Origin of the sequence: Corynebacterium sp. HMSC068G04, from assembly GCF_001814885.1 — a bacterium.
GTDB classification, from domain to species: Bacteria; Actinomycetota; Actinomycetes; order Mycobacteriales; family Mycobacteriaceae; genus Corynebacterium; species Corynebacterium hiratae.
Map to the genome: position 1 here is coordinate 102,512 of NZ_KV818293.1, position 13,245 is coordinate 115,756.

Annotated in this window: 11 protein-coding genes; 1 reads left to right on the forward strand and 10 read right to left on the reverse strand. The window is 62.4% G+C overall.

Annotation, left to right across the window (positions count from 1 at the left end):
- Positions 1-3: 3 nt before the first annotated feature.
- A complete protein-coding gene (locus tag HMPREF2993_RS01695; RefSeq protein ID WP_187357514.1) occupies positions 4-963 on the reverse strand; it encodes a TDT family transporter in 960 nt (319 codons plus the stop codon).
- Between the two features lie 210 nt (positions 964-1,173).
- Entirely contained in the window at positions 1,174-2,607 is a 1,434-nt protein-coding gene (gene glnA / locus HMPREF2993_RS01700; protein WP_049154546.1) for a type I glutamate--ammonia ligase, read from the reverse strand.
- 129 nt (positions 2,608-2,736) lie between these two features.
- On the opposite strand from glnA, the gene HMPREF2993_RS01705 reads away from it, so the two are divergent.
- On the forward strand, positions 2,737-3,171 hold the full coding sequence (locus HMPREF2993_RS01705; protein ID WP_046647925.1) for an RDD family protein: 435 nt from the start codon (positions 2,737-2,739) through the stop codon (positions 3,169-3,171).
- Between the two features lie 265 nt (positions 3,172-3,436).
- On the opposite strand, the gene HMPREF2993_RS01710 is transcribed toward HMPREF2993_RS01705, so the two are convergent.
- From HMPREF2993_RS01710 to sucB, 8 genes are all read right to left on the reverse strand, one after another.
- Entirely contained in the window at positions 3,437-4,222 is a 786-nt protein-coding gene (locus HMPREF2993_RS01710) for a DUF4191 domain-containing protein (RefSeq protein WP_046647926.1), read from the reverse strand.
- Positions 4,223-4,264: 42 nt separating this feature from the next.
- The gene (lipA, locus tag HMPREF2993_RS01715) at positions 4,265-5,329 is read right to left on the reverse strand and encodes a lipoyl synthase (protein ID WP_046647927.1); all 1,065 of its coding nucleotides are present in this window, start codon (positions 5,327-5,329) and stop codon (positions 4,265-4,267) included.
- A gap of 108 nt (positions 5,330-5,437) precedes the next feature.
- Positions 5,438-6,244, reverse strand: a complete 807-nt coding sequence (gene lipB, locus HMPREF2993_RS01720) for a lipoyl(octanoyl) transferase LipB (RefSeq protein WP_070510673.1) — start codon at positions 6,242-6,244, stop codon at positions 5,438-5,440.
- 69 nt (positions 6,245-6,313) lie between these two features.
- Complete coding sequence (gene gcvH, locus HMPREF2993_RS01725; RefSeq protein WP_046647929.1) at positions 6,314-6,706, reverse strand: glycine cleavage system protein GcvH; 393 nt, start codon at positions 6,704-6,706, stop codon at positions 6,314-6,316.
- Positions 6,707-6,748: 42 nt separating this feature from the next.
- Positions 6,749-7,861, reverse strand: a complete 1,113-nt coding sequence (gene gcvT / locus HMPREF2993_RS01730) for a glycine cleavage system aminomethyltransferase GcvT (RefSeq protein WP_070510671.1) — start codon at positions 7,859-7,861, stop codon at positions 6,749-6,751.
- Between the two features lie 3 nt (positions 7,862-7,864).
- Entirely contained in the window at positions 7,865-10,732 is a 2,868-nt protein-coding gene (gene gcvP, locus HMPREF2993_RS01735) for an aminomethyl-transferring glycine dehydrogenase (protein WP_070700693.1), read from the reverse strand.
- A 72-nt stretch (positions 10,733-10,804) separates the two neighbouring features.
- A complete protein-coding gene (locus HMPREF2993_RS01740) occupies positions 10,805-11,959 on the reverse strand; it encodes an MFS transporter (RefSeq protein WP_070700696.1) in 1,155 nt (384 codons plus the stop codon).
- Positions 11,960-12,219: 260 nt separating this feature from the next.
- Positions 12,220-13,245 (reverse strand): 2-oxoglutarate dehydrogenase, E2 component, dihydrolipoamide succinyltransferase (gene sucB, locus HMPREF2993_RS01745; protein WP_070700698.1); only part of this gene is annotated, 1,026 nt, incomplete at its 5' end.

Consider the following 13,245-nt stretch of genomic DNA (forward strand, 5'->3'; position numbering starts at 1 on the left):
GGGCTAGTCCGAGATTGGGCTGGCCCCGCTTGTGCGTGCGCGCCGGCCCTCGACGAGCCAGCCAATGAAGCGGCAGGAGCAGGCAGACCAGTGTGCGACAAGCAGCACCGGGATGCTGAGCGCGATGACGTCGAGAAGCTCCGAGCCATTCACCAGCGCTACTTGGTGCCCGCCCATGCTGACCGTTCCCGGTGGGAATGTGCAGGCCCACCACGCGGGCGAGTAATCCACCCAGCGAGCCACGTTGGGGTAGAAGGTGACCATGGCATAAAGCGCGAGGGGGATGGCAATGACCATGGCGGTGAGCCCGTAGTAGACAGAGAAACTACCGGGGTAGAGGATCTGCATGGCGGTAGTGGATTGGCCCACCACGCCTAACGGAACCCAGGCCGTCGCGGAGTTGGCGCCGGTGAGGTTGACTTTGCCGTGCCAAGCAGCCCAATACACGCGGATGAAGATGGGGACCGCAGTGGAGATAGACATGATGAATAAAACGGTGCCCATCACGTGGTAGGCGCGCCCGTAGTCGAGGGCGAGGAAGCCGGCCACGGAGGAGGAAATCATGGGGCCGACCAGCGGCAGGCCCCAGGTAAAGCGCGGCTGGCCGTCGAAACGGGTGAGCTGGATGGCCCACGTGATGACGGTGACGGGGCCACCGATCCAGAAGCCCACTAGGCGGAAGGTTCCGATATCCGTCAACCCGGACAGTGCTGCGCCGAGTGCCAGGATGCCGATGAAGTACATGGACCACTCAGCCATTGAAGTCCGCGCGAAGCTGGGCTGCCGATACACCGCGAAACCCACCGTCAGTACGAGAAGGATGACGCAGGATAGCGCTGCGAAGATGGCAGAGCCAGTTAGCATGCCTTCCTCAACGAGCAACCTGGAGACGATGGAGGTGCCCATGAGGCTGCCGCCCCACGCGGGGCCGGGCGGTGGTAGTTGGCGGAATCTATCAGTCACAGAGGGGAATAGTAACCATTTACTGCGCACATGTCCCTTGTACTGTGGTTGAACAGCACGTGAGATTGCGCCATTGTGGGCGCGCCAGTAGGGGAGAACACAGTGGGGCTGTTGTATTAGGCGGTGATACGACGACAGGCTCCGACGAATCAAGCGAAACGTCGAAGCCTGTCATACCTGTCAAAGCAGTGCAGCTAAGGCAGCTTACCTCTAGCAGTCGAAGTACATCTCAAATTCCTGCGGAGTCGGGCGCAGACGAACCGGCGCAATCTCGTTCTCACGCTTGTAGTTGATGTAGGTCTCGATGAGATCCTCGGAGAAGACATCGCCCTCGGTGAGGAACTCGTTGTCTTCCTCAAGCGCTGCGATGGAAGCCTCCAGAGAGGTCGGTGCCTGCGGGATGGACGCAGCCTCTGCCGGCGGCAGCTCGTAGAGGTCCTTATCCACCGGGGCGTGCGGCTCGATGCGGTTCTTGATGCCGTCAAGGCCTGCCATCATCATGGCGGCGAAACCGAAGTAGGGGTTGCCGGACGGGTCCGGAGCGCGGAACTCGATGCGCTTGGCCTTCGGGTTGGAACCAGTAATCGGGATACGGATGGCGGCCGAGCGGTTGCGCTGCGAGTACACCAGGTTGATCGGTGCCTCAAAGCCCGGAACCAGGCGGTGGTAGGAGTTCAGGGTTGCGTTCGTGAACGCCAGAACCGCCGGTGCGTGGGCCAGGATGCCACCGATGTAGTAGCGGGCAATGTCAGACAGTCCCGCGTAGCCGGCCTCATCGTGGAAGAGCGGCTTGCCATCCTGCCACAGGGACATGTGGGCGTGCATGCCGGAGCCGTTATCGCCCGCCAGCGGCTTGGGCATGAAGGTCACGGTCTTGCCGAACTGCTCCGCGGTGTTCTTGATGATGTACTTGAAGGTCTGAATATCATCCGCCGCGTGCAGTAGGGAGTTGAAGCGGTAGTTAATCTCGTTCTGGCCGCTGCCCACCTCGTGGTGGAAACGCTCGATGACAAAGCCTGCCTTCTGCAGCTGCTCCACCATGGCGTCGCGAACTTCGCCGTGCTTGTCGACGGGCGCCGTAGGGAAGTAGCCGCCCTTCACGCGAGTCTTAAAACCGGTGTTCGGGGTGCCATCGAAGTTGGTCTCGGAACCGCGGTTCCACCAGCCTTCATCGGTATCAACCTCGTAGAAACCGTGGTTAACGTCGGTGCTGTAGCGCACGGAGTCGAAAATATAGAACTCAGCTTCAGCGCCGAAGTTACAGGTATCCGCGATGCCGGTGGAAGCGAGGTACTCCTCAGCCTTGCGCGCGATGTTGCGCGGGTCGCGGCTAAAGGGCTCCAACGTAAACGGGTCGTGGACGAAGAACTTGATGTTCAGGGTCTTCGCGGTGCGGAAAGGATCCACGAAGGCGGTCTTCGGATCCGGCAGCAGCGTCATATCGGACTCATCGATGGTGGTAAATCCGCGGATGGAAGAACCATCAAAGGCGAGGCCTTCGGCAGCTGCGTCTTCAGTAAATTCCTCGGCCGGAATAGAGAAGTGGTGCTCAGTGCCGGGGACGTCCGTAAACCGGATGTCAACGAACTTGACGTCCTCTTCCTTGATGAATGCGATGACGTCCTGGATTGTCTCAAAGGACACGGTGGTCTCCTGTTGGTTGACGTGTAGTACTCCCGACTAGTTTACAGGTATTGGCTTTGTCGCTGGGGTGTCTGGGGCACGTGGAGGCAAATTTTCTGCTTAGCAGAGCCGACGGCTAGATTGGTGGGCATGGCTGATAACAATGATGGCTTTGAAAACGGGCAGTGGCCTGGGCAAACAATGGGCTTGCCCAAGGAGGGCTCAGGTTCCCTGGCTTCTGTAATGCGGCGCACTTTTGGCGTTCTCATTGACTGGCTCTTGGCAATGCTAATAGCCAATCTCCTCGAGCTCTTTACGAATTCGCTCGGTGGCCCGGCATTCTTGGGCTATGCGGTGTGGGTAGTCATGGGCATCGTGTGCGGTTGGCTCTTCGCCCGCACCCCGGGCATGGCGCTGCTGGGGATGGGAGTCGCACGTCTTGATGTGCCGGGCTCTTCCGTTGGCTTGTGGCGAGCCGCGGTCCGCACGCTGCTGACTGCAGTGCTTTTCCCCGCGGCGATGGTGGATGCCGACGGCCGCGGCCTCCACGACCGCGCCACCGGCACGGCCGTCATCATGGCTTAAAACTTGTTCTGCGCCAGCCGGTCGTATCCACCACAGATGCCCCACACGTGGTTCCCCTGAAAAGGTTTGTTTGGGGGCAAACAAACCTTCTTCATAACGCTAGATGGTTTACTTGGGGTCAAGTAAACCATCTGAGTAGAACCATCTGACGAAACCTGGTCACGAAGGCTAGGATGGTTCTAAAGCAACGAAGAATCGCAAGGTAAAGAAGGGGTCCCTTCCGGTTATCTCGGAAGGGACCCCTTCTTGTGTGGAGCGAGGTGGCTTACTTACCGCCCTTGCGCTCCTGCATGCGGCGCATGCGGCGGTTCATGCCCGCCATGTTTTGAGCCTGGCGGGGCATTGGGCCCTTGGGCAGGCCCGGAGTAGTGCCCGGCAGATCATCCATGGCCTCGATGCGGCGAATGTTCTCGTAGGTTTCGTTCTTGTTGTAGTTGCGCGGCAGCTTCATGATGTGGGTGCGCAGCTTGGACACCGGCACTTCGTCCTCACCGCTGCCCACGAAGACCTCGTACACCGGCACACCGCCAGCCAGGCGGTCAACGCGCTTCTTCAAACGGTTGAGGGTAGGGGCGACGCGCTTGCGGTCACCTTCGACGACGAAAATGACGCCGGAGTTACCGATCACGCGGTGAACCAGATCCTGCTGGCGGGTCGCAGCCACGCCAGGCTTGACCTTCCACACCACGCCCACGGTGTTGCGCAGCTGCTGCTCCAAAGCCCAGCCGGCGACACCTGGCTGGTCCTCCACCTTCTTGTACATGTCGCGCTCAAGGCGGCGAGTGAACAGGAACATGGCGAGCATCGCGCCAAGGCCCAGGCCGATGATGAGCATGAACCACTGGCCGTTAAAGAGCAGGCCGATAAGGAAGAAGAGCAAGCCCACGCCCAAGAATGCGGCCAGCATGATGGGGATGAGAGCCTTGTCCTGCTTGCGCTGCATGTTGAACGCTTGCCACATCTGTGACCAGTTCTGCTTGCGCTTGGCGCGCTTTGCCGCGCGCTCTTGCTTCTTCGCGTCCTTGAGCGACGCCTTATCGTCCTTAGCCATGTCTCCTACTTTAAGGGCAAGAGGAATAAAAAGAGAAACGCGTTAGCGGATGGTAGCTGCAACAGAGTTGGCCTGTGCGCGGGTCTTAGCCATGCGCGTGGTCACCGGGGTTTCCTCGGAGGGGCCATACTTTTCCAGAAGGGTGGAAGCCTCCTGGGCGGTAGCGCCCTGGGAAGTCTCTGCCAAGTGCTTCAGGTTCTCCGGAAGCTCGAGGCCGCGTGCCTCCATGGCCTGCACGTAGAGGCGGCCAGCGCGGTAGGAGGAGCGGACCAGCGGGCCAGACATGACGCCACCAAAGCCGAGCTCCTTGGCCAGCTTGGAGTGCTCCACGAACTCCTCCGGGCGCACCCAGCGCTCGATCGGGTGGAAGCGCGGGCCGGGGCGCAGGTACTGGGTAATCGTGATGATGTCGCAGCCTGCCGAGCGCAGGTCGCGCAGCGCTTCCTCGATCTCCTCTGCGGTTTCGCCCATACCCAGGATGAGGTTGGACTTGGTAATCAGGCCAAAGTCGTGGGCCTGGCGGATGACGTCGAGGGAACGCTCATAGCGGAAGGCCGGGCGGATGCGCTTGAAGATGCGCGGCACCGTCTCTAGGTTGTGAGCGAAGACCTCCGGGCGGGCCTCAAAAACCTCCTGGAGCAGGTCCGGCTTGCCGGAGAAGTCCGGGGTGAGGTTCTCCACGCCGGTGTTCGGGTTGAGTTCATGAATCTTGCGGACGACCTCAGCGTAGAGCCAGGCACCCTCGTCGGGAAGATCATCGCGAGTAACGCCCGTAATGGTGGTGTAGTTGAGATCCATTTCCTGGATATTCTCTGCCACACGGCGCGGTTCGTCGCGGTCCAGCTCCGCTGGCTTGCCGGTAGCGATATCGCAGAAATCACAGCGGCGAGTGCACTTGTCGCCGCCGATGAGGAACGTAGCCTCACGCGATTCCCAGCACTCGTGAATATTGGGGCAGCCAGCCTCCTGGCACACGGTGTGCAGGGAAGCACCAGTCACGCGAGATTTCATGTCCTCATACCCAGGGCCGGTGCGGACCTGATTGCGGATCCAGCGCGGCTTCTGTTCGATGGGAGACTCCGCATTCTTCTTCTCAATGCGGAGCATCTTGCGTCCTTCAGGCTTAACAGTCACGGAACCTCACTTTAGGTGTTGAACTAGCTCTTTCTATTACAAGCCCTGCGGGTGGCTGCTTTATTCCACCGAGGGTAGCCGCTATTTTTCTTGCGCGGCTTTGCGGGCTTGGCGGGCCTTCTCGTTGGCCACTTTGATGGGATCTGGGGCCGAGGCAAAGGTGTGGTCGGCCACCGTCAGTTCGCCGGAGAGGGCTTTGCGGAGGGCGTCGAGAAGCGGGGCTTCTGCCTCCTCCATGGTCACCTCACGGCCGAGCTCAAGCGACAGCGTTGACACGTCCGCATCGTCGATGCCGCAGGCCACGATGTGCTCGTAGTACTCCAAGGTGTTGGTGCAGTTGAGCGCTAGGCCGTGCATGGTCACGCCGCGGGTCACGCGAATGCCCAACGCACCTAGCTTGCGGTCGCGCTTCGGGGCGGCTGGGTCGGCAGCCTGGGTGGTGGAAGGAACCCACACCCCCGAGCGGCCATCGATGCGCCCAGCGGTGCTCACGCCGAGTTCACGGACAGCTTGGATGATGGCCTCCTCAAGGCGGCGGACGTAATCGACAACGTCAACCGGCTCGGCCAGTTTGATAATGGGGTAGACCACCAACTGGCCCTCGCCGTGCCAGGTGATGCGCCCGCCCCGGTCAACGTCAATGACCGGGAGGCCATTATCGGGCATATCCTCCGGCTGCGTGCGCTTTCCGGCGGTGTAGACGTTGGGGTGCTCCACCACGAGGATGACATCACCCTGTGTGCCCGCCGCCCGCGCCGCCGCGAGCTCGGCCTGCAGATCCCAGGCCTCTTGGTAGCCCATGCGGCCCAAGCGGCGGATCTCCAGTGGTTCGTCGGAAGCGCGGATGGAGCGATCAGCGGGAAAGAAAGGTTCGCGGGGAGCAGTCATGAACCCAATCCTAAACCCCGCGAAGATTCAGCCAGAAAGGGGCTGAGTGTGCGCTGCTCAAGCGCTTTTTTAATCGACGCCGTTGGCGGAAGCGTACTCGTCGGCGGTCATCAGCTCGCCGACCTCGGTGACCTCGACCTCGAAGAGCCAGCCCTCACCGAAGGGATCGTTGTTGATGACTGCATAGTCATCGTGCACGTCCTCGTTGACGGCGGTCACGGTGCCGGTGACCGGGGAGTAGAGGTCAGACACGGACTTGGTGGACTCCACCTCGCCGCAGGTCTCGCCGTGCTCGACGGTGTCACCCACGGCCGGCAGCTCAGCGAAGACGACCTCACCCAGGCGGTCAGCGGCCACGGAGGTGATGCCAATACGGACGGTAGAACCAACGACGGAGTCAGCGGTGGCGTTGATCCACTCGTGGTCCTCGGAGTAGGAGAAATCGGAAGGAAGGTTAGCCATGAGAAGGGGTGTCCTTTCGGTAGTTGACTTCAGTAGTGGAGTTTACTTATCGCGCTTGTAGAAGGGCAGCGCGGACACTTCGAAGGGGTAGCGCTTGCCGCGGATGTCTACCTCGACGGCCGCACCCGGCTCGAGGCCAGCTGCGGTATCGATGAGCGCGAGCGCTACTGGGTGTCCCAGGGTGGGGGAGGGCTGGCCGGAGGTCACCATGCCCACCTTGTTCTCACCCACGTAGACCTCGGAACCGGCGCGCGCGGCGCGGCGCTGGGAGGAGACCAGTCCGGTGATAACGGCCTGCGGGCCTTCCTCGGCGCGCTGGCGCAGCACCTCAGCGCCCACAAAGTCCTGCTCCTTCTTGGCAAAGGCGCGGGACATTCCGGCTTCCACCGGAGTGATATCGCGGGTGAGCTCGTTGCCGTAAAGCGGCATGCCTGCCTCCAAGCGCAACGAGTCGCGTGCTGCCAAGCCGCAGGGCTTGATGCCGTATTCCTCGCCGGCCTTGAGCAGCTCTTCCCACAGCTCCGGGGCATCGGAGTTGTAGACGATGAGCTCGAAGCCATCCTCACCGGTGTAGCCGGTGCGGCAGATAAACGCGTACTTGCGGGCCACCTTGCCGGTCATCGCGGCATAGTAGGGCAGGTCCATGACAGCCTGCTGCTTGGTGTCCTCCACCAGCGGGACAAGGATCTCCAGCGCCTTTGGGCCCTGGACGGCGATCATCGCCACATCGCGGGACTCGTTCTTCAGGTCCACATCGAAGCCCTCGGCGCGCTCGTTGAGCGCTTCCCACACGGTGTCGGCGTTGCCAGCATTGGGCACGACGAGGAACTTGGTCTCCTCCAAGCGGTAGGTGATGAGGTCATCGATGATGCCGCCATCCTCCGCGCAGATCATGGAGTACTTCGCCTTGCCCTCCTTAAGCGTGGTGAGGTTGGAGATGAAGCAATAGGAGAGGAACTCGGCGGCGTCCGGGCCGTTGACCCAGACTTCACCCATGTGGGAGAGATCGAAGAGGCCTGCGGCATTACGTACCGCGCGGTGCTCCTCGAGCTCGTTGTCATACTTCAGCGGCATCTCCCACGGTCCGAAGGGGGTGAAGGTGGCGCCGAGTTTCTCGTGCTCAGCATGCAGCGGGGAGTGCAGGTAGTCAGTCATTGATTAAACCTCCTGGTTGTCGTCGGAGTAGTCAAAAGCCTCTGGCGGCGGGCAGGTGCACACCAGGTTGCGGTCACCGTAAGCCTCGTCGATGCGGCGCACCGGCGGGAAGTACTTGTTAGCGCGCAGGGAGGTCACCGGGTAGGCGGCCTGTTGGCGGCTAAAGGCAAAGTTCCACTCGTCGGCGGCGACGGATTCGGCGTTGAACGGTGCGTGGTGGATGACGGAGTCCTCGTAGGCCACCTTGCCGTCGATGATCTCCTGGATCTCGGCGCGGATGGAGCGCATGGCTTCGATGAAGCGGTCCAGCTCACCCAGGTCCTCGGACTCGGTGGGCTCCACCATGAGGGTGCCGGCCACCGGGAAGGACAGGGTCGGCGCGTGGAAGCCGTAGTCCACGAGGCGCTTGGCTACATCGGCGGCGGTGACGCCGGAGGCGTCGGTCAGCTCGCGCAGGTCAAAGATGCATTCATGCGCCACCAGGCCGGCATTACCCGTGTAGAGAACGGGGAAGGAATCCTTCAGGCTCTGCGCCAGGTAGTTCGCGCCGAGGATGGCATGGCTCGTGGCCTCCGTGAGCCCTTGCGAGCCCACCATGGCCAGATAAGACCAGGAAATTGGCAGCACGCCGGCCGAGCCGTAGCGCGATGCTGTGGACGGCACGCCGGTGCCCTCCACAGCCGGCTGCGCAGGATCCAGCTGGGGATCGTTGGCATCCGTCGGCAGGAAAGGTACCAAGTGCTTGGCGACGCCCACCGGGCCCACGCCCGGGCCACCTCCGCCGTGCGGGATGGTGAAAGTCTTGTGCAGGTTGAGGTGGGAGACATCGCCACCGAAAGCACCCGGACGGGCCCAACCGGCCAGCGCGTTCATGTTCGCGCCGTCGATGTAGACCTGGCCGCCGGCTGCGTGGACCTTGTCGCAGACCTCGCGTACTTCCGGGTCGAAGACGCCGTGGGTGGAGGGGTAGGTAATCATGATGCCGGCGACGTGCTCGCCGTGCTGCTCGAGCTTGGCGTCGAGGTCGGCGACGTCAATGGAGCCATCGTCAGCGGTCTTGATCACGACGACGCGCAGGTTCGCCAGGGTCGCCGAGGCCGCGTTGGTGCCGTGCGCGGAGGCCGGAATGAGGATGACATCGCGGCCGTGGTCGCCGTTGGCAACGTGATAGCGACGAATGGCCAGCAGGCCGGCCAGCTCACCCTGGGAACCGGCGTTGGGCTGGATCGAAACCTGGGCGTAGCCGGTGATATCGGCGAGCCAGGACTCGAGCTCGTCGATCAGCGCGCGCCAACCAGCGGTGGTCTCCTCCGGGGCATACGGGTGGATGCCCGCGAACTCCGGCCAGGAGATGGGCTCCATGGCAGAGGTGGGGTTGAGCTTCATCGTGCACGAGCCCAGCGGGATCATGGTGCGGTCGAGTGCTAAGTCCTTATCCGCCAGGGTGCGCAGGTAGCGCAGCATCTGGGTCTCGGAGTGAAGGGAGTTGAAGATCTCGTGCTGCAGCGGCTCCTCGGAACGCTGGACGGAGGACGGAATCTCGAAGGAGCCAGACGCGGCTGGCTCGGAGTTAGTGGAGGCCTCGGCGCCGAAGGCAGCGGCAAGGGTGTTGACGTCCTCGCTGGTAGCGGACTCGCCGAAGGAGACCGAGACCTTGTCGGAGCCGATGGCGCGCACCAGGTAGCCCTGCTCCTGCAGCTGGGCCTTGACGGCGGCCGCATCCACGCCGGTGACGGTCACGGTGTCAAAGAAGTCGCGGGAGACAATCTCCTTGCCCGCGCCGGTGACTGCTGCAGCAAAAGCAGAAGCGCGGTTATGCACGCGCTGCGCAATCTCCTTCAGCCCCTTCGGGCCGTGGTAGACCGCGTACATCGAGGCCACGTTGGCCAGGAGGGCCTGGGCAGTACAGATATTGGAGGTGGCGCGCTCGCGGCGGATGTGCTGCTCGCGGGTTTGCAGCGCCAGACGATAAGCGGGGCGGCCGGCGGCGTCCTTGGACACGCCCACGATGCGGCCCGGAAGCTGGCGCTTGAGCTTATCCGTGACGGACATGAAGGCCGCGTGCGGGCCGCCGAAGAAGAGCGGGACACCGAATCGCTGCGAGGAGCCGAGGACGACGTCTGCGCCCATCGAACCAGGTGCCTCCAGAAGGAGCAGCGACAGCGGGTCGGCCACGACGGCGGCCAGGGCGCCGCGGGTGTGGAGCTCCTCGATGGCGGCGTGCGGGTCGACGATATCGCCCTCGGTTCCGGTGTAAGCCAGAACTGCACCGACGAGGTCTTCGCCGACGATGCCATCGCGGACATCAGCAATCTCGACCTCGAGCTCGATGGCGCGGGCGCGCTCAGCGGCCACGGTCAGGACCTGCGGGTGCAAGCGCGAATCCAACAGCACGCGGCGGCCCTTCTTCACCGCGCGGGCCATCAGTCCGACGGCTTCGGCGGTGGCAGAGGCTTCGTCGAGAAGCGAGGCGTTTGCGATGGGAAGGCCGGTCAGGGACTCAATCATGGTCTGGAAGTTCAGCAGTGCCTCGAGGCGGCCCTGCGAGATCTCCGGCTGGTAGGGCGTGTAGGCGGTGTACCATCCGGCGTCCTCCAGCAGCCCGCGGCGAATGACCGCCGGGGTGAGGGTATCGGAGTAACCCTGGCCATAGAAGGACTTCAGCACGACGTTCTGGGAGGCGTACTCGCGCAGCTTCGCCTGCGCATCATCTTCGCTCAAAGCCTCCGGGAGGTTGAGCGCCTCGGTGGCGCGGATGGAGGCTGGCAAGGCGGCATCGACAAGCGCATCGACGCTGTCGTAGCCCAGGGCCTTGAGCATCGTTTCACGCTCGGCTGCATCCGGGCCGAGATGACGAGAGATGAAATCCATATGGTGAATCTCCTTCGTGGCGTTAGTTTGTGTGACCTAAACTGCTCCAAGTATAAAGCGTATGCCATGACATTAACCCCGGTTACCCCTGATTCGGAGATGTAGCGTCACGGCAGTCAGCGCCGCGACAGCGAACCCGATGATGAAGGCGGTGGAATACCCCGTGACAGGGCCCAAAAGCGAGAGGATGAACGGGGCAAAGAAGCCGAGATAGGTCAGCGAATAAAACACCCCCGTTGCCGCGCCGAGTTCCGCCGGGTGAGCGATGGCTTGCGTTTCTGCGAGCCCGCTGAGCATGCCAATTCCATAGGAGCTGCCCATGATGATGGCCGCGAGGGGGAGGAGGAACACCGCCCAGCCGTGGTGTGCCGCCGCGACGACGATGAGACACAGGAGCATGCCTATCGCGGCCAGCACTATGCCGTGGAATGCGGTTACGCGGATGCGGCCCGCTAGCTGCTGGATTACCACGCCGCTTCCCATGGTGAGTAGCGCACAGAGCCCGGCAATGAGAATGGGGTGGCGCAGGTGCTCACTGAGCTGTGAGGGGAGGAAGACGAAGGCAGTGGTGGCGGAGCCAAAGACCCACGGGGCATAGGCCACGACCGGTAGGTAGCGGGGAGTAAGCAAACTCGTGGGTATGAAAGTGCGGCGTTGCGTAGGCTTCGGCGCAGTGTGATTCTCCGGAACCGTCCACACGAGCGGCACGACGATGAGTGCCAACCCGATATGCAGAACATAAGGCACGACGGTGGGCCAAGGGAGGAACTCTGCGGCGATACCGGCAACGCCAGGTGCCAACGCGAAGCCAGCCGAAAGAGCAATGGAGGAACGCTTCGCACCAACGCTGAGGTGGGTGCTGAGTTCCTTAATCCAGGCAGCGCCGGAAGACATGGCCAGTCCCACCGCAGCCCCGGCACACAGGCGTCCGACCAGCAAGGGGAGGAAGGCGCCGCCTGCGCCACTGAGGAAGACCAGTGAACCCGCAGTGGTGGAGAGGACGGCTGGGCGCATGACAGCGCGGCGTCCCAGCGAATCCGAGAGCGGACCGCCAATGAAAAGTGCCACCATGATGCCGAGGGCGTAAATGCCAAAGAGGAAGGTCGTCTGCAGAACCCCCAAATCGGTGGTGACTTGGTAGACCACGACCATGGGGGCGAAAAGATTAGCGCCGCACGCGACGAGAAACATGCCGAGAGCGACGCGGAACCATTTCTGAGAAACCATGCTGCACAGTCTAGTGTGCTGAGTCACAGAGGTTAGGTCTTGGTGGCAAGACGGTTAAAGAAAACGCGCCTATCTGCCAAACTTAGCGCCGATCTCTGAGGCGAGCAATAGTTTTGGCAGATAGGGCAGTTGCGGCGCCACTGAGCGATGTCACCGAGCTGTGTTTGCGGGGGTGGAGGAAAGCCGGGTGGAAAACGACGAAGCTCCCCCGCCGCAGTGGCAGGGGAGCAGTCTCTTAAGACTTGGAGTCTTGTTAAGCCTTAGAGGTCAAGGTCGGCTTCGAAATCTGCGGTTTCGAGGCGGTCCTTGATGGTGGTGATGAAGCGACCAGCGTCGGCACCGTCGACCACCTGGTGGTCGTAGGTGAACGGCAGGTAGCACATCTGGCGGATGGCGATGGCGTCCTGGCCGTCCTCGGTCACGACGACCGCGCGCTTGGTAATAGCGGCGGTGCCCAGGATGCCAGCCTGCGGCGGAACCAGAATCGGGGTATCCAGCAGGGCGCCCTCGGAGCCGATGTTGGTCACGGTGAAGGTTGCACCGGTCAGATCGTTTGGCTTGAGCTTGTTGTTGCGGGCCTTATCAGCCAGCTCGGCGATCTTCTGGGCAATCTCCGGCAGCGTCAGCTCCTGGGCCTTGTGGATGACCGGGGTCAGCAGGCCACGCGGAGTATCCACGGCGATGGCCACGTTGACGTCAGCGTGGTAGGTCATCTCCTTGGTCTCCGGGTTGTAGGACGCGTTGACGTTCGGGTGGGAGACCAGTGCCTCAACGGTGGCCTTCACGATGAACGGCAGGAAGGAGAGGTTGGCCTCGTACTTGTCGATGAACGCCTGCTTGGACTGCTTGCGCATATCCCAGATGGCGGTCATATCGACTTCCTGGACGTGGGTCAGCTGAGCGGAAATCTGGAGGGCCTCAACCATCTTGGTCGCCGTGATCTCGCGGATACGGTTGACCTTCTGGGTGGTGCCGATGAGCTCCTGCTTCTCCGGATCCACGGACTTGGTGGACCAGCGAGCGCGCGGGTTGCTGGAGGAGGCGCTAGCGGAGGAAGCCGGTGCCTCACCTTCGCCGGCGGCGGCCAGGACGTCCTGCTTGCGGATGCGGCCACCGACGCCAGTGCCGGAGACGGTGGAGAGGTCTACGCCGTGCTTCTCAGCCAGCTTGCGCACCAGCGGGGTGACATACGGGACGTTATCGCCGTTGTTGACCTTCGTGGAGGTCTCAGAAGTCTTCGGCTCGGAGGACTGGGAAGCGGCCGGCTTGTCCTCTGCCTTCGGCTC

Coding starts and splice junctions, on each gene's coding strand:
- HMPREF2993_RS01705 (WP_046647925.1), top strand. CDS start 2,737: ATGGCTGATAACAATGATGGCTTTGAAAACGGGCAGTGGCCTGGGCAA.
- HMPREF2993_RS01710 (WP_046647926.1), bottom strand. CDS start 4,222: ATGGCTAAGGACGATAAGGCGTCGCTCAAGGACGCGAAGAAGCAAGAG.
- lipA (WP_046647927.1), bottom strand. CDS start 5,329: ATGCTCCGCATTGAGAAGAAGAATGCGGAGTCTCCCATCGAACAGAAG.
- lipB (WP_070510673.1), bottom strand. CDS start 6,244: ATGACTGCTCCCCGCGAACCTTTCTTTCCCGCTGATCGCTCCATCCGC.
- gcvH (WP_046647929.1), bottom strand. CDS start 6,706: ATGGCTAACCTTCCTTCCGATTTCTCCTACTCCGAGGACCACGAGTGG.
- gcvT (WP_070510671.1), bottom strand. CDS start 7,861: ATGACTGACTACCTGCACTCCCCGCTGCATGCTGAGCACGAGAAACTC.
- gcvP (WP_070700693.1), bottom strand. CDS start 10,732: ATGGATTTCATCTCTCGTCATCTCGGCCCGGATGCAGCCGAGCGTGAA.
- HMPREF2993_RS01740 (WP_070700696.1), bottom strand. CDS start 11,959: ATGGTTTCTCAGAAATGGTTCCGCGTCGCTCTCGGCATGTTTCTCGTC.